The sequence below is a fragment of the Curtobacterium sp. Arg-1 genome, from assembly GCF_025643395.1.
Lineage (GTDB): Bacteria > Actinomycetota > Actinomycetes > Actinomycetales > Microbacteriaceae > Curtobacterium > Curtobacterium poinsettiae.
On sequence record NZ_CP095731.1, the window covers coordinates 988,151 to 1,008,916 of the forward strand.

Annotated in this window: 18 protein-coding genes; 13 read left to right on the forward strand and 5 right to left on the reverse strand. The window is 72.5% G+C overall.

Annotation, left to right across the window (positions count from 1 at the left end; translation table 11 throughout):
* Positions 1-39: 39 nt before the first annotated feature.
* Positions 40-1,179: a type III polyketide synthase gene (locus MXD64_RS04765; protein ID WP_263137191.1), complete on the forward strand. Its 1,140-nt coding sequence runs from the start codon at positions 40-42 to the stop codon at positions 1,177-1,179.
* Positions 1,176-1,898: a methyltransferase domain-containing protein gene (locus MXD64_RS04770; protein WP_159557619.1), complete on the forward strand. Its 723-nt coding sequence runs from the start codon at positions 1,176-1,178 to the stop codon at positions 1,896-1,898. The genes MXD64_RS04765 and MXD64_RS04770 overlap by 4 nt, the downstream gene beginning before the upstream one ends.
* A gap of 109 nt (positions 1,899-2,007) precedes the next feature.
* Here MXD64_RS04770 and MXD64_RS04775 read toward each other — a convergent pair whose 3' ends face one another.
* Positions 2,008-3,057, reverse strand: a complete 1,050-nt coding sequence (locus tag MXD64_RS04775) for a zinc-dependent alcohol dehydrogenase family protein (RefSeq protein ID WP_017887000.1) — start codon at positions 3,055-3,057, stop codon at positions 2,008-2,010.
* Positions 3,058-3,137: 80 nt separating this feature from the next.
* On the opposite strand from MXD64_RS04775, the gene MXD64_RS04780 reads away from it, so the two are divergent.
* Entirely contained in the window at positions 3,138-4,091 is a 954-nt protein-coding gene (locus MXD64_RS04780; RefSeq protein ID WP_017886999.1) for a DUF3097 domain-containing protein, read from the forward strand.
* A gap of 70 nt (positions 4,092-4,161) precedes the next feature.
* Entirely contained in the window at positions 4,162-4,815 is a 654-nt protein-coding gene (locus MXD64_RS04785) for a hypothetical protein (RefSeq protein WP_056073025.1), read from the forward strand.
* Positions 4,816-5,094: 279 nt separating this feature from the next.
* Here MXD64_RS04785 and MXD64_RS04790 read toward each other — a convergent pair whose 3' ends face one another.
* Together MXD64_RS04790 and MXD64_RS04795 are read right to left on the reverse strand one after the other, a co-directional pair.
* Positions 5,095-6,108, reverse strand: coding sequence for a LacI family DNA-binding transcriptional regulator (locus MXD64_RS04790; protein ID WP_263137192.1), 1,014 nt, complete (start codon positions 6,106-6,108; stop codon positions 5,095-5,097).
* Positions 6,105-6,527, reverse strand: coding sequence for a DUF3054 domain-containing protein (locus MXD64_RS04795; RefSeq protein ID WP_262160263.1), 423 nt, complete (start codon positions 6,525-6,527; stop codon positions 6,105-6,107). The genes MXD64_RS04790 and MXD64_RS04795 overlap by 4 nt, the downstream gene beginning before the upstream one ends.
* Positions 6,528-6,952: 425 nt before the next feature.
* On the opposite strand from MXD64_RS04795, the gene MXD64_RS04800 reads away from it, so the two are divergent.
* The 8 genes from MXD64_RS04800 (at position 6,953) to MXD64_RS04835 (ending at position 17,234) form a co-directional block, all read left to right on the forward strand.
* Positions 6,953-7,603, forward strand: coding sequence for a hypothetical protein (locus tag MXD64_RS04800; RefSeq protein WP_263137193.1), 651 nt, complete (start codon positions 6,953-6,955; stop codon positions 7,601-7,603).
* Between the two features lie 476 nt (positions 7,604-8,079).
* Positions 8,080-9,234 (forward strand): extracellular solute-binding protein, encoded by a 1,155-nt coding sequence (locus MXD64_RS04805; RefSeq protein WP_017886994.1) that lies wholly within the window; start codon positions 8,080-8,082, stop codon positions 9,232-9,234.
* Positions 9,231-11,075 carry an ABC transporter permease subunit gene (locus MXD64_RS04810; protein WP_263137194.1) on the forward strand — a complete coding sequence of 615 codons (1,845 nt, stop codon included), beginning with the start codon at positions 9,231-9,233 and terminating at the stop codon, positions 11,073-11,075. Before MXD64_RS04805 ends, MXD64_RS04810 begins: the two co-directional genes overlap by 4 nt.
* On the forward strand, positions 11,072-12,172 hold the full coding sequence (locus MXD64_RS04815) for an ABC transporter ATP-binding protein (RefSeq protein ID WP_259496473.1): 1,101 nt from the start codon (positions 11,072-11,074) through the stop codon (positions 12,170-12,172). The genes MXD64_RS04810 and MXD64_RS04815 overlap by 4 nt, the downstream gene beginning before the upstream one ends.
* 98 nt (positions 12,173-12,270) lie before the next feature.
* Positions 12,271-13,824 carry an inositol monophosphatase family protein gene (locus MXD64_RS04820; RefSeq protein WP_159557629.1) on the forward strand — a complete coding sequence of 518 codons (1,554 nt, stop codon included), beginning with the start codon at positions 12,271-12,273 and terminating at the stop codon, positions 13,822-13,824.
* A 683-nt stretch (positions 13,825-14,507) separates the two neighbouring features.
* Positions 14,508-15,305: a hypothetical protein gene (locus tag MXD64_RS04825; protein ID WP_259496472.1), complete on the forward strand. Its 798-nt coding sequence runs from the start codon at positions 14,508-14,510 to the stop codon at positions 15,303-15,305.
* A gap of 58 nt (positions 15,306-15,363) precedes the next feature.
* Positions 15,364-16,389 (forward strand): ATP-binding cassette domain-containing protein, encoded by a 1,026-nt coding sequence (locus MXD64_RS04830; RefSeq protein WP_263137195.1) that lies wholly within the window; start codon positions 15,364-15,366, stop codon positions 16,387-16,389.
* Entirely contained in the window at positions 16,386-17,234 is an 849-nt protein-coding gene (locus MXD64_RS04835) for an ABC transporter permease (RefSeq protein WP_017886987.1), read from the forward strand. The genes MXD64_RS04830 and MXD64_RS04835 overlap by 4 nt, the downstream gene beginning before the upstream one ends.
* 127 nt (positions 17,235-17,361) lie before the next feature.
* Here MXD64_RS04835 and MXD64_RS04840 read toward each other — a convergent pair whose 3' ends face one another.
* Both MXD64_RS04840 and MXD64_RS04845 read right to left on the reverse strand, forming a co-directional pair.
* Complete coding sequence (locus tag MXD64_RS04840) at positions 17,362-18,024, reverse strand: LuxR C-terminal-related transcriptional regulator (RefSeq protein WP_042541384.1); 663 nt, start codon at positions 18,022-18,024, stop codon at positions 17,362-17,364.
* Positions 18,021-19,256, reverse strand: a complete 1,236-nt coding sequence (locus MXD64_RS04845) for an ATP-binding protein (protein ID WP_263137196.1) — start codon at positions 19,254-19,256, stop codon at positions 18,021-18,023. Before MXD64_RS04845 ends, MXD64_RS04840 begins: the two co-directional genes overlap by 4 nt.
* 114 nt (positions 19,257-19,370) lie before the next feature.
* On the opposite strand from MXD64_RS04845, the gene MXD64_RS04850 reads away from it, so the two are divergent.
* Entirely contained in the window at positions 19,371-20,762 is a 1,392-nt protein-coding gene (locus MXD64_RS04850) for a PspC domain-containing protein (protein WP_259496456.1), read from the forward strand.
* The last annotated feature ends 4 nt before the right edge of the window (positions 20,763-20,766 follow it).

Below are 20,766 nucleotides of genomic sequence, written 5' to 3' on the forward strand. Positions count from 1 at the left end.
TCCTGGGGACACGTCAGCGATCGGGTGACAGGATGAACCGTGTCCGCAACGATCCGCGCCATCGGAACCGCCGTCCCCGAGACGACCCTCGACCAGCCCCGGGTGCGTGACCTCTTCTCTGCCCAACCCGACCTCGGGCGGCTCGGCCAGCGCCTGGTCCCCGCCGCGTTCGACGGGTCGGCGGTCGACCAGCGGCACACCGTCCTCGAGGAACTCGACTCCGCACGTGCCGGTGGTGCCTTCCGTGACGACGACGGCACCCTTCGCTCGCCGTCCACCGGTTCACGCAACGACCGGTACCGCGAACTCGCCCCGCCGTTGTTCGTCGGCGCCGCCCGTGACGCCGTCGAACGTGCCGGCATCGCGCCCGAGTCCGTCACGCACCTGGTGACCGTGTCCTGCACCGGGTTCACGCAGCCCGGGCCCGACATCGACGTCGTCGAGCAGCTCGGACTCCCCGCCGGGGTCTTCCGGCACCACATCGGCTTCATGGGATGCTGCGCCGCGTTCCCCGCGCTCCGGATCGCCGCCGCGTTCGTCGACCAGGACCCGGACGCCGTCGTGCTCGTGGTGTGCGGTGAACTCTGCACCCTGCACGTCCGCGCCTCGAACGACCCCGACCAGATCGTCGCGAACAGCGTCTTCGGCGATGGTGCGGCAGCCGCGGTCGTCGCCCGGGACGGAGCCGGTCTGCGACTCGACGACTTCACGACGGCCGTGGTGCCCGAAGGGGCGTCCGAGATGGCGTGGAACATCGGGGACGAGGGGTTCGAGATGGTCCTGTCCACCGCCGTGCCGAAGCTCGTCGGCCTGCACGTCCCGAGCGCCGTGCAACCGCTGCTCGACGGCGGGCCGGCGTCGGACGTGCCGGTGTGGGCGGTGCACCCGGGCGGCCGCGCCATCCTCGACCGCACCCAGGAGTCCCTCGGCCTGCCCGACAGCGCGATGGAGTCGAGCCGGCGGGTGCTGCGGGAACACGGCAACATGTCGAGCGCCACCGTGCTCTTCGTGCTCCGTGACGCCGTCGACGCCGGCATGGCTGACGGCAGCGCGGTCGTCGCGCTGGCCTTCGGTCCCGGCCTGACGGTGGAGAGCGCCCGGCTCACCGCGGTGCGGACCGAGGCGTCGCTCGCCGGAGAGCCGCTGCGCGTGCCCGTCGCGACCACGGGCGCGGCGTGAGCCGTCCGGACGGCGGCACCACGGGCCTCCCGGCCGTCGACCTGCGCACCCGCGCGCTCGACCTGACCGAGCTGATGGACGACCCGGACTGCGATCCGCGCGCGCTCGCCCGCACCTTCCGGCGCTTCGCCGTCGTGAACGCGCTCGTCAGCGGCTGGCGCGCGGCCTGGCGCTCGCACGTCGTGCCCGCGCTGCCCGCACAGGGGCGTGGCCGCGTGCTCGACCTGGGGTGCGGCGGCGGCGACCTGGCCCGGTCGCTGGTGCGGTGGGCGGCGAGTGACGGCTTCGACCTCGAGGTCGTCGGTGTCGACCCCGACGAACGCGCCATCGCCGCCGCACGGCGGTCCTCACCGGCCGGCGTCACGTTCCGGCAGCAGTCGAGCGGCGACCTGGTCGCGGCGGGCGAGCGGTTCGACGTCGTCGTCTCGAACCACGTGCTGCACCACCTGGGCGACGAGGAACGGCGGGGGTTCCTGGCCGATTCCGAGCTGCTCGCGAGCGGACGCAGCCTGCACTCCGACATCCGACGGTCGTCGGCCGCCTACCGCGCGTACGCGCTGGCGTCACCGCTCGTCGCGGCGGGGACCTTCGTCCGGGTCGACGGCCTGCGGTCCATCCGACGGAGCTTCACGGTGCCCGAACTCCGCGATGTGCTCCCCGGTGGGTGGCGGGCCGAGGCGGCTGCGCCGCACCGGGTGCTGGCGATCCGCGACGCGTGACCGGGCGGCGTCCGGTGGTCGGGACGCGACCATACGGCGGACGGGAGGCCCGTGGCGACGCCGCCACGGGCCTCCCGTCCGTCCGCCGGTGCGTCCACGACGCACGCCGCTACGGGCGCAGCAGCACCTTGATGGCCCGGCGCTCGTCCATCGCGCGGTAGGCCTCGGCGGCCTCGTCGAGCGGCAGCTCCAGGTCGAAGACGCGACCGGGGTCGATCGCGCCGGAGAGCACGTCCGGCAGCAGCTCCGGGATGTACTTCCGGGCCGGGGCCATGCCGCCCGCGATCGCGATGTTCGTGTCGAAGAGGTAGCGCGTGCCGATCGTCGGCACCCCGTGCGGGACCCCGACGAAGCCGACGTTGCCGCCGGGCCTGACCGAGTGCAGCGCCTGGTCCATGCTCTCCTCGGTGCCGACGGCCTCGACCCCGCAGTCCGCCAGGTCGCCGCCGAGCAGCGCGCGGACCGCCGCGACGCCCTCGTCGCCGCGCTCCGCCACGATGTCGGTGGCACCGAACTCGCGGGCGAGCGCCTGACGGTCGGCGTGCCGGCTCATCGCGATGATGCGCTCCGCACCGAGCCGCTTCGACGCGAGGACGGCGGACAGGCCGACCGCGCCGTCGCCGACCACGACGACGGTCTTGCCGGGGCCGACCGCTGCCGACACGGCGGCGTGGTGGCCGGTCGAGAAGACGTCGGACAGGGTGAGCAGCGACGGCACCAGCGCCGGGTCGACCGGGCCGGGCACCACGACGAGCGTGGCGTCGGCGTCCGGGATCCGCACGTACTCGGCCTGCGCGCCGCCGACCGGGTCGCCGTGGGCGTCCGTGCTGCCGAACCCGGACAGGTGGTCGCAGCCGGTGGTCATGCCGTTGCGGCAGGCCTGGCACGTGCCGTCGTTCATGGTGAAGGGGGAGATGACGAAGTCGCCCTCGTGCAGGCCCGTGACGTCGTCACCGACGGCGACGACCTCGCCGACGAGCTCGTGCCCGATCGGCCGGGGCTGCTTCGTCTCGGTGACGCCGCGGTAGGGCCAGAGGTCCGACCCGCAGACACAGGCCGCGAGGACCTTGACGACGACGTCCTTGCCGGACAGGAGTCCGGGACGGTCGCGCTCCTCGACGCGGATGTCGTTCGGGGCGTGGATGATCGCTGCGCGCACGGGCGGGCCTTCCGTCGAGATGATGGGGAACCGGCGCGGTCGACGTCGTCCGGGCCGTCGTCGACAGTACCCTCGTGCGGGTGGACGACGACCGGTACGGCGGCGATGTGCTCTCGGGGGACTGGCGCTCGCGCGGGGTGAAGAAGGTGCGGCAGGTGCCGCTCGAACGGGACATGGTGCTCGAGGACCCGGACTCCGGGTGGGCCGGTGCCGTGGTGGGGCTCGAGGCGGGCAACATCGCGCTCGAGGACTGGAAGGGCCGCACGCGCTCCTTCCCCTTCACCGGGCAGTTCCTGCTCGAGGGTGAGTTGGTGACGCTGGGGCGGCCGTCGGCGCCGGTCGGTCGTTCTGCCGGGGGTGCCGCTGGCCGGGCTGGTGCTGCTGGTTCCGTCGGTGCCGTGCACGCGGACTGGAGGCCCGGGGCCGCGCCCGCCGTGCGGCAGGCGTCCGACGGTGGTCGCCTCCGCACCGCGTCCGGATCGTTCGCCGTGGAGTCGCAGCGTGCTCGGGTGGCGCTCCCCAGCCGCATCATGGTCGAGGGCAAGCACGACGCCGAACTCGTCGAGAAGGTCTGGGGCGCCGACCTGCGCGTCGAGGGCGTCGTGGTCGAGGAACTCTCCGGCGTCGACAACCTGGCCGCGGTGCTCGACGAGTTCCAGCCGACGCGGGAGCGGCGGGTCGGGGTGCTCGTCGACCACCTGGTGCCCGGGTCGAAGGAGTCCCGCTTCGCCGACGCCGTGATGCGCGGCAAGTGGGGCGCGCACGTGCTCGTCGTCGGGCACCCGTTCGTCGACGTCTGGCAGTCGGTCAAGCCGGCGCGGGTCGGGCTGCGGGCGTGGCCGACGATCCCGCGCTCGATCGAGTGGAAGGCGGGCATCTGCCAGGCGCTCGGGTGGCCGCACGCCGAGCAGGCCGACATCGCTCGGGCATGGCAGCGGATCCTCGGGCAGGTGCGTACCTTCGCCGACCTCGAGCCGGAGCTCCTCGGCCGTGTCGAGGAGCTGATCGACTTCGTGACGGAACCACAGGCCTGAGGACCGGCGGATTGCCCGACCGGCGCGGTGCGCCGGGGGTGATCCGCGCCTCCAGGCCTACTGTTGGGGGATGGACGGCATCGACGGGCGCGTGCGGGGCGCGGTCGACCTGTGGCTGCGCTGGCTGCCGCGCTGGCAGATCGGGACCGCCCGCCCGCGCACGCGCATCTGCCGGAAGTGCACCGGATCCCCGATCGCCGCGGCCGCGGGGTTCGGACCCGACGTGCCGCACGCCGTCCAGCACGCGCTGATCGGGCGGATCTCGACCATCGTCGAGGACGCCGTCGACGACTACACGGCGAAGAACCTGCCGTTGCTGCAGCGTGAGCTCGAGCGCGCGGCGGCCCGGAAGCGGCACGCGGGGTACCAGCCGGCCGAGGGGTTGTCGCCGGAGTTCCAGGGCCTCGACGTGGACCCCGAGCCGTCGCCGGGGTCGCCGTTCCTGTTCACGCTCGGCGAGCTGGCCGGCACCGGCGCGGGGGCGCAGACGCCGCGCGAGCCGTTGTCCGACGAGGCGAAGGCTGCGCTCCGGCACGAGATCGCGCTGTCCGACGAGTGCGCTCGGTCGACCGGTACCGCGGTGTGCCTGGCGCTCATCGACCACCGCCCGCGGATCGCCGAGGCCGTCGAACGCCTGGTCGAGCCGCAGATCGAGGCGCTGGTGTCCGACATGTTCCGCGGGTTCGACGGTCCGGAGGACGGGCCGCGCTCGGGCTTGTTCTAGGCGGGGGCGGGCGGGGCGGGGGCGGGCGTGGCCGTGGGCGGAAGCCGCACGGTGCTGTCTGTGTCGGCCCGTGCGAGGTTGACCGCTCGGTGCGCGCTTGTAGCGCCGCACCGAGCCACCACGGTGGCACCGCTTGACGAACCTCGCACCGTGCGTGCTGCTCGAACCTCGCACCGCATCACGAATCGTGCGCGGTTTGCGCGACCTCGCACCGTGCGCGGTGCCCGGAGCCTGCACGGGGTGAGTCGACGCGCACCGTGCGAGGTCAGCGGGGCGGCGTCAGCGGGGGAGCAGGGTGCGGCCGGGGATCACGGTGCCGCGCAGTGACCGGTGCTCGACCGGGCGCGTGGGGTCGTCGATGCGGCCGATGACCAGGTCGATGGCCTCGCGGCCGATGCGCTCGATCGGTTGCTCGAGTGTCGTGAAGCCGATCCAGTCGCTCGCCAGCGGGTAGACGCCGTCGAACCCGGTGACGGAGAGGTCGCGCGGGACCTCGACACCGCGGCGGGCGAGCGCCTCGCACACGTCGAGCACGAGCCGGTCGGTCGGACACATCACCGCGGTCACGCCAGATTCCTGCACGGCGTCCACCAGGTCGGCGGCGAGGTCGTCGGGTGGCCGCACGAAGCTCGCGTCGATGTCGAGCACCCGGACGCCACGTGCTCGGAGCCGCTCGACCATCGCCGATGATCGCGCGTGCTGCGTGATGGCGTCGTCGAGCGGGACCGTGAACACCACGGCCGTGGTGTGGCCGGCATCGGCGACGGCGTCCGCGATGGAAGCCCCACCGTCGACCTCGTCGCAGTAGACGCTCGAGAGCGCCGGGTGCAGCTCGGGCCGACCGGCGACGACGGTGGCGATGCGGGGTGCGAACTCGGCGATGTCGGCGGACGGCATCAGGCCGCTGCACACGACCAGGCCGTCGACGCGCATCGACACGAGGGCGGCGAGGGCGGACTTCTCGTCCTCGACCCGGCCGACGCCCGTCGTGGTGACGACGCGGTAGCCGAGCTCCGATGCGCGGCGCTCCATCACGGCGTGCAGTGCCGTGTAGACCATCGACGAGGCATCACGGACGAGCATCCCGATCGTGTTCGTGCGCCCGCTGACCAGCCCGCGGGCCATCGCGTTCGCGACGTACCCGAGCTCGGTCGCGGCGCGCTCGACTCGCTCACGCGTCTCGTCGGAGAACCGACCTGTTCCGGAGAGGACCCGGCTCACCGCCGACTTCGAGACACCCGCACGTGCGGCGACGTCGAGGATGGTCGGCTGGGAACCGCGGCTGCCGTTCACGCGTCGGTCGCTGCAGCATCCTGCCGCGACCGCGACGCGGCGAACCGGAGCACACCGCGGACGATCGCCCGCCAACCGAGCAGGAACATCCCGAGCACGATCGTGGCGACGATGACGAACGAGATCGGCAGCGGGTTGCCGTCGACGTCGCCCTGGCCGGTGACGACACGGATCGCCAGACCGACGAAGACCGTCAGCACCCAGACCAGGACGCCGGTCGGCCACAAACGCAGTGGTCGTGCCCAGGCTCCGCTCGCCACGTACCCGATCGCCCAACCGGCCAGGAACGGGTAGGCGGTCGTCCACAGCGCCAGCGCCGTGTTCGCCTCACCGTGGGACGAGCGCCCGATGAGCGCGAAGACAACGATGAGGACGACGTCGATGACGGCTGCGAGCCAACCCCAGATGCGTGCGTTCACCCGCTCATTCTCGCAGGCCTCGGGCTGCTCGCTCATTCCTCCACAAGGTGCTCGGCGCGGCTGCTCCTCCACAGCACGCCCACGCGGTGCCGCTCCGAAGGCGGAGGATCCGGAGCATCACGAGTATGTCGATGAACCTCAAGCTCGCACCGGTCCCCGAAGTCCTCACGTACCGAACCTCAGCCCAGCGCCCCGATGAGTCCGATGTCATCAGGCGTCGGGCCGCTGCGGGGGAGCTCACACGGGTAGCACGCGGACTCTACGCGGAGTCTGCGGGATGGGCCGCACTCCGCCCCACTGAACAGCACCACCTCCGGCTGCGCTCGTTCGCCGACCGGATCCGGCCAGGAGACCTGATCTCACACGTCTCCGCCGCCGTCGTGTTCGGTGTGCCCCTGCTCACCCCGCCACCGACCCGGATCCACGTGACCTCACGCGGTGCCGACCGGCGCACCACGAACGCGACCTTCGTGGTGCACGCCGACCTCGACGCCGAACGGAACGAGCGTCCGGTCGCCACGCCCGACGGGCTGCTGTTGTGCGGACTCGATCGGCTGGCGACCGACCTCGCACTCACACTGCCGTTCACCGACGCAGTCGTGTCCCTCGATGCGCTCCTGCGTCGCGAGGTCGAACGCGAGGACGTCCTATCGGCGATCGAGCGGCGCGGGCAGAAGGGACGACGTCGGGCACTCCGGGCGATCGGGTTCGCCGATGCCGCATCGGACTCACCGGGGGAGTCGTACGCACGAGCGCGGTTCGACCAGTTCGGGACACCACCGCCGGTCCTCCAGCACCGCTTCCGGGCACTCGGCGAGTCGGACATCGTGGTGGACTTCTGGTTCCCGGATGCCGGGGTCGTGGTCGAGTTCGACGGAGCCGTGAAGTACCGGAGCAGTGCGTACCTGCGGGGACGGACACCGGAGGAAGCGCTGTTCGACGAGAAGATCCGGGAAGACCGGCTCCGCGCGTTCCCCGAGGTGCGAACCGTGGTGCGGCTCACCTGGTCGGACCTGCGCAACGAGTGGGTCCTCCGCGCGAAGCTCCGCAAGGCCGGAGTCCGCATGTCGCGCTGAGGGCTATCAGTCACGCACCGTGCGAGATTGTTCGGCATCTTGCCGGTGCGCACGGTGCGCGGTTCGTCGCCCACCGCGGACCTGGCCGCTCGGTGCGGGGTCGTCGGCAGCGAACGGGGCCGCGCACCGTGCATCGTTCGCCGGTCGGGGGCGAGCAGCCCGCTCCGTGACGGGTTGTAGCCGGGCACGGAGCCGTCAACCCCGCACGGGGCGTCGGAACTCGTACCGTGCGCCCTCACCCCGCCCACCGCCCACGCCCGCCGCCCGCCCGCCGCCCGCGCCCCGCACCCGGAGTTCACCCGGCGGCGACGCCGGAGGCACCCGGAGTTCACCCGGCAGCGCCACACTCGACCCCGGCGCGGGAACGTTCCCACACGGCCCGCCCGACCAGCACCCCGCACCACCGCACGCACCCCCGCACCACCCCCACCCCGCACGACCCCCACCGCATCACCCACGGAACAGGGAGTACCCACGTGAAGACCCGAGCCCTCGCCGGCCTCGCCATCGCGGCAGCCGCGACCGTCGCACTCTCCGGCTGCGTCCAGAGCGCCAACGCCTCGAACGCTGCCGACGGCAACGGCACCACCAGCCTCACCGTGTTCATCAGCGGCGACACCAACGTCCAGGACCTCTGGGACAAGTCGCTCATCCCCGCCTTCGAGAAGGCGAACCCGAAGATCAAGGTCAGCACGAGCATCGACCTGCACGGCGAGCACGACGCCCAGACGCAGGCGAACCTCGCGACCGCGGTCAAGGCCGGCAAGTCCGTCGCGTACGACCTCGTCGACGCCGGCTTCGTCACCACCGCCGGCAAGGCCGGGCTGCTCAGCACGGTCAGCGACAGCACCATCCCGAACCTCAAGGACGTCCCCGACGCCACGAAGCAGCAGGGCGGCGACAGCGCCATCCCGTACCGCGCCTCGAGCGTGCTGCTGGCGTACGACGCGAAGAAGGTCACGGACCCGCCGAAGACCCTCGACGACCTGCTCGCCTGGATCAAGGCGAACCCGGGCGAGTTCGCCTACAACTCCCCGTCGTCCGGCGGTTCGGGCGGCTCGTTCGTGGCCACGGTGCTCGCGAAGTACCTGACGCCCGCCGAGCAGGAGACGATGCAGACGAAGTACGACAAGTCGCTCGAGTCGAAGTGGGACAAGGGCTTCGCGGCCCTGAAGGACCTCGGCCCGTCGACGTACCAGAAGGGCGTCTACCCGAACGGCAACGACCAGGTCGTGCAGCTGCTCGGCAGCGGTCAGATCGCGATGGCCCCGGTCTGGAGCGACCAGTTCATCACCTCGCAGAAGACCGGCATCATCCCGAAGACCACCAAGGCCGTGCAGATCGACGACCCGTCGTTCACCGGCAGCGCGAGCTTCCTCGGCATCCCGAAGACCGAGCCCAAGGCGAAGAAGGCGGCAGCCGAGAAGCTCGCCGACTTCGTGCTCAGCGCGAAGGGGCAGCAGCTCGTCGCGAGCGCCGTCTCCGGCTACCCGGTGATCCCGCTCGACAGCCTGCCGAAGTCGGTCGCCGAGCAGTTCACCGACGCGAACCCCTCGCAGCTCCGCCTCGGGTTCCAGAGCGACTTCGCCGCCGACATGAACGCGGCGTGGGACGCGAAGGTCCCGCAGTGACCCAGACCGTCCAGGACGGCCCAGCAACCGGCCGGGAGGCCCGTGGCGACTCCGCCACTGGCCTCCCGCCCGTCCCGCCCCACGCCCAGGGCCCGGCGCACCCCGCTGGCGGGCGCACGACGCAGGAACGGCTGGCCCGCCGCCGGCGGTGGCAGGGCCTCGCCCTCGTCGCCGCCCCGGTGCTCGTCGTCATCCTGTTCGTCGGCGTCCCGGTGGTGAACGCCGCCCTGTTCAGCCTCGGGTTCACCGGCGGCCTGAACCAGGCGCTCGCCGACATCGGCGGCGACACCGTGCGCGGCTTCTCGTTCGCGGTCTACACCACCCTGCTCGGCAACCCCACGTTCCTGCGTGACCTGGTCGCGACGCTCGGGGTCACGGCGCTGTCGACCGGCCTGACCGTGGGGCTGGCGGTCGTCGTCGCGGTGATCCTGCGGCTCCGCGGAGGCTTCCTCGGCAAGACCCTCAGCGTCCTGGCCGTGGTGCCGATCTTCGTGCCGGTGGTCATCGCGAGCTGGTCGATCCTGACCTTCACCGACGCGCAGGGCTTCCTCCGCAGCCTCGGGGCGCAGTTCGGCCTCGACGTCCCGGTGTGGGGCTACACCCTCGTCGCCGTGGTGTTCGGCAGCGTCTGGACCAGCCTGCCGTTCGCGGTGCTGATGATCGCCGGGGCGCTCCAGGGCACCCCGGATGCCCTGGTCGAGGCCGCGAAGGACGCCGGGGCGAGCACCTGGCGCGTCGTCTGGCAGGTGCTCCTGCCGATGGCCGCGACCCCGCTCGTCATCGCGACGACGTTCACCGTCATCGGCGTCCTCGGGTCGTTCACCGTGCCGTACTTCACCGGCCCGAACGCCCCGACGATGCTCGGCGTCGACATCTCGAAGCTACTTCCAGGCCTACAACCGTCCGCAGCAGTCGACGGCGATGGCGTTCATCGTGTTCGCGTTCGCCGCGGCTGCGAGCGTCTTCTACCTCCGCTCGACGGTCCGCTCGAACGCGGGCGAGCTCGACAAGAAGCGTCAGGAGCAGCAGTGATCAAGCGTCTGACCGGCAACGCCCTCGTCTGGGCGACCGCGATCGTGCTGGCGGTGTTCATCCTCGGTCCGCTCGTCTGGCTGGCCGCCCGTGCCTTCGCCACGACGTGGACCTACCCGAACCTGCTGCCCGACGGCTGGACCCTGCAGTGGTGGGGCACCGTGTTCGAGGACCGCAGCCTGGCCGTCGCGGTGCAGAACTCGCTCGTCCTCGCGCCGCTCACGGTCCTCATCGCCGCGGTCGTGTGTCTGCCCGCTGCCTGGGCGATCAGCCGCATCGAGTTCCCCGGGCGGCGGCTCGTGCTCGTCGGACTGTTCGCCACGAACGCGTTCCCGAAGATGGGCCTCTTCGTCACGATGTCGGCGATGTTCACCGCGCTGAACCTCATGAACACGGTGACCGGGATCCTGATCGTGCACGTCCTGGGCTGCGTCGTCTTCATGACGTGGCTGCCCGCCGCGGCGTTCTCGGCCGTGCCACGGTCCCTCGAGGAAGCCGCCCGCGACGCCGGGGCCAGCCGCTGGCGCACCTTCTGGAAGGTGACGTTCCCGATCGCCTGGCCGGGGATCCTCGTCGCGATGGTGATGTCGTTCCTGGCGTCCTTCGACGAGGCACAGGGCACGTACCTGGTCGGCGCCCCGACGTACATGACGATGCCGACGGCGATGTACTCGCTCGTCCTCAACTCCCCGCGTCAGGTCTCGGCGGTGTTCGCGATCGCGCTGAGCATCCCGTCCGTGGTCCTGCTGCTGCTCGCCCGGAAGCACATCATGGGCGGCCGTCTGGCGGACGGCTTCCAGATCCGATGACCACCACCAGCACGAAAGGCGACCAGATGACGGACAAGGCGCTCGTCGCGGAACGCACACCGGGCCTCCAGGCCGACGGCAGCACGACGGACCGGACCGGCGGACTCACCATCCGCGGACTGCGCAAGACGCTCGGCGGACGCGACGTCGTCGCGGGCATCGACCTCGACGTCGCGAAGGGCGAGCTCGTCTCGCTCCTCGGGCCGTCGGGCTGCGGCAAGACCACGACGCTCCGCATGGTGGCGGGGTTCCTGCCCGCCGACGGCGGCGTCGTGACGATGGGGGACCGCGACGTCACGTCGCTCGGTCCGGAGCGCCGACCGAGCGCGATGGTGTTCCAGAACTACGCGCTGTGGCCGCACATGACGGTGACGCAGAACGTCGCGTTCCCGCTGCGGACCCGACGGGTGCCGAAGCAGCGGGTTGCCGAGCGGGTGCGCGACGCGCTCGAACTCGTCGGGCTGAGCCACCACGCCGGCTCGAAGCCGACCGCGATCTCTGGCGGTGAGCAGCAGCGCGTGGCCCTGGCCCGCGCGATCGTGCAGGAGCCGGACGTGCTGCTCCTCGACGAGCCGCTGTCGAACCTCGACGCGAAGCTCCGCGTGAGTGTCCGCGACGAGATCCGGCGCATCCAGCAGCGCCTCGGCATCACGACCGTGATCGTGACGCACGACCAGGACGAAGCGCTCAGCATCTCCGACCGGATCGCCGTCATGCACGACGGCCGGATCGAGCAGATCGCCACACCGACCGAGCTCTACGCCCGCCCCGCCACCGGGTTCGTCGCGTCGTTCATCGGCTCGACGAGCGTCGTCACCGGCCGGTTCCTCGCCGGCACGTCCGTCGGCCCGACCGCGGCCGACACGGTGCTGGTCCGCCCGGAGCAGGTCGTGCTCACGGACGACTCGCCGATCCGTGCGACCGTCGCACGGGTGCTCATGCGCGGCCACTTCGCCGAGGTCGTGCTCAGCACCGACGGCGCGGAGCTCCGCGCCTACGTCACCGGGCCACCGCCGGCGGTCGGCACCGAGACCGGGGTGCGCCTGGGCGAAGTGCTCGTGCACCGCGACGGCGTGCTGCTCGAGGTCGCACGATGAGCGCGGGGGTCCCGACGCCGGTTGCGGCCGTGTCGTCTGCGTCGGCTGTGTCAGCCTCGGTTGCGTCTGCGTCTGCGTCTGTCGCTGCGGTCGACCGTGTGGTCTCGACCAGCCTGGACGCCAGGCCCGGCGTGCGTCCGCCACGCCTCGTCGCTCACCGTGGTGCGCCGCGCGTCCGGCGCGAGAACACGCTGCCCGCCCTCGCGGTCGCCGAGGCGCTCGGCGCCGAGGTGATCGAGGTCGACGTCCGTCGCACCGCCGACGGCGTCGCCGTCCTGCTGCACGACGAGACCCTCGGCCGGATGTGGGGCGACGCCCGCCGCGTGGCCGACGTCGACTGGTGCGACGTCGCGCGGCTCGGCAACGGCCTCGACCGGATCCCGCGGCTCGACGGTGCGCTCGAACGCCTCGACGGCTGCCGGTCGACCCTGCTCGTCGACCTGACCGACGCCGAGGACGCCCTGGTCGCCGCCCGCACCGTCGCGGGCTTCACCGGTTCCACCGCGGTGGCCTGGTGCGGGGCGCCCGCGGCGATGGCAGCCGTCCGCTCGGTGCTGCCCGACGCCGACGTCTGGCTGGCGTGGGAGTCGCTCGACCCGCCCGTCCCCACGGACCTCGACGCGCTCCACCCGTCGACGCTCAACCTCGACGTCGCCTTCCTCACCCCGCACACCGTCGAGGTCGCGCACGCCCTGGGCCTGCGCGTCGCGGTCTGGACCATCGACGACGTCGAACCCGCGATCTGGGCGGCCCGGCTCGGCGTCGACTCGATCACCACGAACGACGTCGGGGCCATCGGCGCCGCGTTGTCGGCGGCGGAACGCGACGGCTGGCCCGAGCGTGACCGCGAGGCCACCGAGACCGAGGTCGCCTCGCGCGCCCAGGCCCTGGCCCACCGCATCGCCCACGAGGTCATCGCCTACACGCGGGAACACCCCGTCAGCGAGGTCCACACGAAGGCCAACCCCGCCGACCTGGTCACCGACGTCGACCGCCTGGTGGAGCAGCACGTCCGCTCCCGCGTGCGGATGGTGTTCCCGACGCACGGGTTCACCGGCGAGGAGTACGGCGAGGCCCCCGGCGACCGGCACCGCTGGTTCCTCGACCCCGTCGACGGCACCACGAACCTGGCGAACGGTGTGCCCTGGACCTCGATGTCACTCTGCCTGACCCGTGGCGGACGCCCACTCGTCGGCGTCGTCGCGGACCCCTGGCGCGGTGAGGTGCTCGAGGCGCGACGCGGGCGCGGTGCCACCCTGCGCGACCGGCAGCTCCGGCTCGACGACGCACCCCGGCCGCTCGCCGGCGCCGTCGTCGGCACCGAGCTCGACGGGCACCGACCGTGGGCGGGTTTCGGAGCGTTCCTCGACGCGCTGGCCGACCGGTCGTGCACGCTCCGGGTGCAGGGATCGGGGACGCTGACCATCGCGCAGGTCGCGGCCGGGCGGGGGATCGGCGGCTGCGTGTCGGCGTTCAACCCCATCGACCACGGCGCCGCGGTACTGCTCGTGCACGAGGCCGGGGGCGTCGTGCTGACGCGATCCGGTCCCGTCGAGGGCTTCCCGCCCGTGGGGGAGCCCTTCCTGGTGGCGCACCCCGGGGCCGCGGACGAACTGCACGCGGTGTGGACGGCGGCGCTCGCCGCGGGGTGAGCCGCGCGGCGCACGGTGCGGGGTCTGCGATCCGGTGCGGGGTTGGCTGCCGGGTGCGGTGTTGCAACCGCGCACGGGGCTGGGAAGCGCGCACGGGGTGCGCAGGTGCGCACGGTGCGGGGTCTGCGATCTGGTGCGGGGTTGGCTGCCGGGTGCGGTGCTGCATCCGCGCACGGGGCGGTGAACCGCGCACGGGGTGCGCAGGTGCGCACGGTGCGGACTGGAGGCGCGGTGCCAGCCCGGTACGCGCCTCCCGGCCGGTGGGTGGTGCGCACGGTGCGGGGTCTGCGCTCCGGTGCGGGGTTGGCTGCCGGGTGCGGTGCTGCAAGCGCGCACGGGGCGGTGAACCGCGCACGGGGTGCGCTGGTGCGCACGGTGCGGGCTGGAGGCACGGTGCCAGCCTGGCACGCGCCTCCCGGCCGGTGGGTGGTGCACGGTGCGGGGTCTGCGATGCGGTGCGGGGTTGGCTGCCGGGTGCGGTGCTGCATCCGCGCACGGGGCGGTGAACCGCGCACGGGGTGCGCTGGTGCGCACGGTGCGGGCTGGAGGCGCGGTGCCGGCCCGGCACGCGCCTCCCGGCCGACTCTGAGCGGGCGCTCAGTCATCGGACGCCGCGGGTTCGTAGGGTTGCAGTCCACGACCGGTCCGTCCGGACCGACCGTGCACCCGAAGGAGCATCGACCATGGGATTCCTCGACCGCCTGCTCGGACGTCCGGAGCGAGACCGATCCGCCGACGCACAGCAGAACCAGTGGGGGCAGCCGCCGCAGCAGCAGGGCTACCGGTACGGCCAGCAGTCGTACCAGCAGCCCGCACCGTCCCCGCCGCAGGGCGGCGGCGACCAGTACGGCGTCCCGCAGTGGGGTGGCGCACCGACGCAGCAGCAGGGTGCGACGACCGACGACGAGCGTGCGGTCGAGCGCTACCGCTACCTGCTCCGCACCGCGCCGCCGGAGCGCATCGAAGAGGTCCACGCCGAGGCCTTCGCCAAGCTGACCGACGAGCAGCGCCGGATGGTCTACGACGAGTTCACCCGCACGGCCCCTCCTGGTGAGGCGCCCCGTGGGGACGACCCACGCTCGCTGGCCCAGTCGGCGACCCGGTCCGAGATCCGCCAGCCGGGCTTCATGGAGCGCTCGCTCGGCGGTGTCGGCGGGGGCGGAGGCCGCTTCGGCGGGCAGCGCGGTGGACCCTCGTTCGGCAGCATGATCGGTGCCTCGATCCTCGGGACGGTGGCCGGCTACGTCATCGGTTCCGCGATCATGAGCGCCTTCCTGCCCGACCCCGGTTCGTTCGATGGCGGTACCGACGCTGCGGGTGACGGCGGTTCGGAGGACACTGGTTCTGAATCCGGTGATGCCGGGGCGTCCGACGGTGGCGCATCCGACGGCGGCGGCTTCGACAATGCGGGCTGGGGCGACAGCGGATCCGACTTCGGCGGTGGCTTCAGCGACTTCGGTGGTGGCGACTTCGACGTCTGAGTGACGTCCGTCGCTCCACCGGACCCCGGGTACCCACCGTGTCCGACGAAGGAGCGACATGGCCATCATCGAAGCCTCCGGGCTGACCAAGACGTACAAGTCGAAGTCCGGGCCGGTGCACGCACTGGCCGGACTCGACCTGTCGGTGCCGCAAGGCACCGTGAAGGCACTGCTCGGGCCGAACGGTGCGGGCAAGACGACCACCGTGAAGGTGCTGACCACCCTCATCACGCCCGACTCCGGCACCGCGACGATCGACGGCATCGACGTGATCGCCGATCCGCAGGCCACCCGGCGCTCGATCGGGGTGTCCGGGCAGTACGCGGCGGTCGACGAGAACCTGACCGGGTTCGAGAACCTCGAGATGATCGGGCGGCTGTACCACCTGGGTCGTCGGACCTCGCGCGACCGTGCTCGTGAGCTCATCGACGTCTTCGACCTGTCCGAGGCGGGGGACCGCCCGGTCAAGGGCTTCTCGGGCGGCATGCGACGACGGATCGACCTGGCCGGGGCCCTCGTGATGAACCCGCGGGTGCTGTTCCTCGACGAGCCGACGACGGGCCTCGACCCCCGCAGTCGGCTGGCGCTCTGGGGCGTCATCGAGGACCTCGTGGCCGAGGGCGCGACGGTGCTCCTCACCACCCAGTACCTGGAAGAGGCCGACCGGCTCGCCGACGACATCGCGGTCATCGACGACGGCACGGTCATCGCCGAGGGGACCTCCGACCACCTGAAGGCGCAGGTCGGTGGGCACCGGGTCGTCGTGACCCTGGTGGACGAGGCCGACGGCGACGCGGCGACCACCGTCCTCCGCCGCTACGGGGTCGGCGAGGTCGAGACCTCGGGCGACGGCCGCACCCGTGCCATCGCGGTCGAGGCCGGACCGGCCGCCCTGCAGCGCGTGCTCGCCGACCTCGGTGCGGCCGGCATCGACCTGCACGACGCCGGCATGCGGCGCCCGACCCTCGACGACGTCTTCCTCCGCCTGACCGGCCACGCCGCGACGGACGACGACGCCGATGACCCCGCGGCGACCACGCAGAAGACCAAGCAGAAGACCAAGCAGAAGGAGGCGGCACGATGACCGCCACCTCCCTGGCTCCGGGCCGTCAGCTGCCCGTCGTCGTCACCTCGCCGCTCGCCGTCTGGGTCGAGGACGGCTGGACCGTCACCAAGCGCAACCTCATCAAGCTCAAGCGGTCGCCGGACATGCTCGTCTTCGCCGTGCTGCAGCCCATCATGTTCGTCCTGCTGTTCAGCCAGGTCTACGGCGGCGCCATCCAGGTGCAGGGCACCGACTACACGCAGTTCCTGATGGCGGGGATCTTCGCGCAGACCGTGGTGTTCGGCGCGACGTTCTCCGGCTCGGCGATGGCGCAGGACCTGAAGGAAGGACTGATCGACCGGTTCCGCACGCTGCCGATGTCGGCGTCCGCCGTGCTCGTCGGACGGACCAACTCCGACCTCGTGCTCAACTCGATCTCGATGGCGATCATGATGCTCACCGGCCTGGCGGTCGGGTGGCGCGTCAACTCGTCCCCGCTCGAGTTCCTGGCCGGCATCGCCCTGCTGCTGCTCTTCAGCTACGCGTTCAGCTGGGTGATGGCGTTGCTCGGCATGAGCGTCAAGACACCCGAGGTCATCAACAACGCGTCGTTCATGATCCTGTTCCCGCTGACGTTCATCTCGAACGCGTTCGTGCCGAGCGACACCCTGCCGCTGGTGCTGCGCGTGTTCGCGGAGTGGAACCCGGTGTCGTCGCTCGTGCAGGCCGCGCGCGAACTGTTCGGCAACGTCGGGTCCGCGCCGGTGCCGGACATCTGGACGATGCAGCACCCCGTGCTGACCGTCCTGATCGGGATCGCCGTGATGCTCGTGGTGTTCGTGCCGTGGTCGGTGAACAAGTACACCAGGATCAGCGCGAAGTGACGCCGTGGGCGGTCAACAAGGCTGTGCCATTCACCCCCAGGATCAGCGCGAAGTGACGCCATGGGCGGTCAACAAGGCTGTGCCATTCACCCTCAGGATCAGCGCGAAGTGACGCCGGTGTGGGCGCTCAGAGCAGCTTGCGCTGCAGCGCCCACGCGGTCAGTTCGTGCCGGTTCGACAGCTGCAGCTTCCGCAGGACCTTCGACACGTGGGTCTCGACGGTCTTCACCGAGATGAACAGCTCCGTCGCGACCTCCTTGTAGGCGTACCCGCGGGCGATGAGCCGCATGACCTCCTGCTCGCGGGCGGACAGGCGGTCCAGCTCGGTGTCGTGCTGCGCCGTCTCGCCGCTGACCGCCCCGAACGCGTCGAGCACGAAGCCGGCCAGGCGCGGCGAGAACACCGCGTCGCCGTCCGCCACACGGGTCACGGCCTCGGCGACCTCAGCACTCGACGAGCTCTTCGTGATGTACCCGCGGGCACCGGCGCGGATGACCCGGACGACGTCGTCGGCGGCGTCCGACACGCTCAGCGCGAGGAACCGGGTGTCCGGGTTCCCCGGTGCGGACCGCGTGATCACCTCGGCACCACCACCCCCGCCGCCACCCGGCAGGTGCACGTCGAGCAGGACGACGCGCGGGCGCGTGGCCGCGACGAGTGTCACGGCCTCGTCGACGGTCGCCGCCTCGCCCACGACCTGGAGGCCCGGTGGCAGCCCGGCGCGCACGCCGGCTCGGAAGATGGAGTGGTCGTCGACGATCGCGACCGTCAACGGGGCGGGTTCGGTCATGCGTGCTCCTCGTCGTGGCTCGCGGGTGCGAGCGGCAGGGTCAGTCGGACCTCGGTGCCCGTGTGCCCCGGGCCGGGCGCGATCGTCGCGAGGCCGCCGAGGCGCTGCATGCGGCCGATGATCGACTCGCGGACGCCGTACCGGCCCGCCGGCACCTGCTCGACGTCGAAGCCCGGTCCGCGGTCGCGGATGCTGATCTCGACCCGGTCGCGGGCGGTCTCGGCGTACACGCTCACGGTCCCACCGGCGTGCCGGGCAGCGTTGAGCACCGCTTCGCGAGCGGCGGCGACGAGCCCGTCGGGCAGGTCGGTGCGGGCAGGGCCCACCGCGATGACGTCGATGCGGGCGGGGTACTCGGACTCGATCTCGGCGGCGGCGTCGCGCAGCTGCGTGCCGAGGTCGCGCGCCGGTTCCGCCTGCTCCGCGAAGAGCCAGGACCGCAGCTCGCGTTCCTGCGCCCGCGCCAGCCGGGCCGCGTCGGAGCCGGGCTCGGCCTTCTGCTGGATGAGGGCGAGGGTCTGCAGCACCGAGTCGTGCAGGTGTGCCGCGAACTCGGCCCGCTCGAGGTCGCGGACGCGGGCGGCGCGTTCCTCGGCGAGGTCGCGGACGAGCCGGACCACCCACGGGGCGACCACGACGGCGACCCCGACCAGGACGGCGACCGCGGCGGTGAGCACGGTCCAGACGTTCGGGCGGCTGCTCGTCGTGAAGAACAGCAGGATGCCGAGCACGACGAGCACCAGGGCCCCGAGCGCCCGCACGACCAGGGCGGAGGACCGGGCCGTGCGGACGTTGCGGAGCGCGTCGAACTGTCGCCAGGCGAGTGCGGCGCCGGTGACGACCACGACGCCGGGCACGACGAACTCGAGGGGGACCGCCATGCCCATCCGCGCTGCCACCACCGCGCCGGCGGCGGCGAGCAGGGCCACGCCGAGCAGGATCTCGACGACCGGGGCGCGACGGGCGGACACGGGGTCGTCGTCTCCGTCCACGCCGACCGCAGGCGTCAGGAAGGACTTGAGCGGTGCGCGGCCCGAGGCGGAACCGGCTGGCGCACTCGGGACGGTCGCCCAGAGCCAGGCGTAGAGCAGCAGGCCGGCGCCACCGCAGACCACCAGGACCGCGGTGACGAGCCGGACGGCCCCGACCGGCAGCCCGGTGTGCGCCGCGAACCCGCTGCAGACGCCGCCGACGACCCTCGGGGTCGGGCGCGTCATCGTCGCGGTGGCCATGGGCCAATCCTGGCACCCGGACGGCGCCCGCAGCAGGGTCCGGGGCCGGGATCAGGGACCGGTCAGGGGGAACCCCGATGGTGCCGACGCACGCCTGCCGGGATGCTGGTGGTCATGACCGATCACCAGCACGACTCCGCTCCCGGCACCGCTGCCGGCAGCGCCGACTCGACGACCCGGTTCTTCGACTGGGTCCGCGGCCTCGGCATCACGCGCACCGACGACCGCTGGCTCGCCGGCGTGTGCGGCGCCGTCGCCCGCCGCACCGGGCTCGACCCGCTCGTGGTCCGCGGCGTGGCGATCGTCGTCGCACTGCTGGGCGGGCCGGTCTTCCTGGCGTACGCCGTCGGCTGGGCGCTGCTGCCCGACTCCGCCGGACGCATCCACGTCGACCGGATGATCCGCGGGGTGCTCGACCCCGCACTCATCGCGATCGGCGCCTTCGTGGCACTGACCTTCGTGCCCGCCGCCCGGGGGCTGTGGTGGCAGGGTGTGCCCGATGCCTGGGGGATGCCCAGCTGGCTCGAGGCGACCCTGGCCACCGCGTGGAGCATCGTGCTGGTCGGCGGGATCGTCTGGCTCATCGTGGTCCTGGCCCGACGCGGAGTGGAGGGCGACCGGACCGCGCACACCGAAGCCGACCCGTCGGCCGCGCCGCGGGGCGACTTCTGGACCAGCCCCGAGGAGCCGCGCCCGGCCCGGACCGCGTGGACCACCGAGGCGACCGGCGCGCCGGAGCCGGGTCGGGCCTCCTGGCAGTGGGACGTGCCGGTGAGCCCCGAGGACCGGCGACGGCAGCACGAGGAGCGGTTGCGCGCGGAACGCGAGCGGGCCGGCGAACGGCGGGCCGAGCGGGAGCAGCGGCGCCCCGGAGCGGCGTACGTCGCCGTGTCCCTCGGACTCGCACTCGTCGCCGGAGCCGGGGTCGCGTTCTGGGCGCAGCAGGCCGGGTGGTCCGTCCCGGTCCTCGGGATCGCCGCCGCGCTCGCGGTGCTGGCGATCGCCACGATCGTCGCCGGGGTCCGCGGCCGCGACGACGACGTGCTCGGACTGTTCTCGACGGTCGCCGCGGTGGCCCTCGTGGTCACCGGGGTCCTGCCCGCCGGCACACAGGTCTCGCTGATCGGCGGCACCACGTGGCAGGTGGAACGGGCCGCGTCGGGGACCGACCGGAACTTCGCGATGCTGGCCGGTGGGCCCACCCTGGACCTCCGCGGCCTCGAACCGTCGGCCAGCGGGGGCGACGTGACCCTCTGGCTGGGCGCCGGCGGAGCCGACGTGCTGCTGCCGACCGACCTGCCGGTCCGGGTCGAGGTCAGCGGCGTCGGGTACGGCGTGGACACCGGCGGAGGCGACGACGGAGCGGACACCGGCGGGGTGCTCCGGACCACGACGCTGGAGAACCGCGCGGCGCGCACGGCCGATGCGGACGAGACCACGACCGTGCACCTGTGGATCCTCGGCGGCGGCGTCGACGTGCCGCGGGCGATCACGGTCGGCGAGTGAGGAA

Bases quoted from the DNA above. Each gene is read 5' to 3' on its own strand.
- MXD64_RS04840 (WP_042541384.1), bottom strand. From the start codon at position 18,024: ATGACCGAACCCGCCCCGTTGACGGTCGCGATCGTCGACGACCACTCC.
- MXD64_RS04830 (WP_263137195.1), top strand. From the start codon at position 15,364: ATGGCCATCATCGAAGCCTCCGGGCTGACCAAGACGTACAAGTCGAAG.
- MXD64_RS04815 (WP_259496473.1), top strand. From the start codon at position 11,072: ATGACCACCACCAGCACGAAAGGCGACCAGATGACGGACAAGGCGCTC.
- MXD64_RS04845 (WP_263137196.1), bottom strand. From the start codon at position 19,256: ATGGCCACCGCGACGATGACGCGCCCGACCCCGAGGGTCGTCGGCGGC.
- MXD64_RS04835 (WP_017886987.1), top strand. From the start codon at position 16,386: ATGACCGCCACCTCCCTGGCTCCGGGCCGTCAGCTGCCCGTCGTCGTC.
- MXD64_RS04785 (WP_056073025.1), top strand. From the start codon at position 4,162: ATGGACGGCATCGACGGGCGCGTGCGGGGCGCGGTCGACCTGTGGCTG.
- MXD64_RS04825 (WP_259496472.1), top strand. From the start codon at position 14,508: ATGGGATTCCTCGACCGCCTGCTCGGACGTCCGGAGCGAGACCGATCC.
- MXD64_RS04850 (WP_259496456.1), top strand. From the start codon at position 19,371: ATGACCGATCACCAGCACGACTCCGCTCCCGGCACCGCTGCCGGCAGC.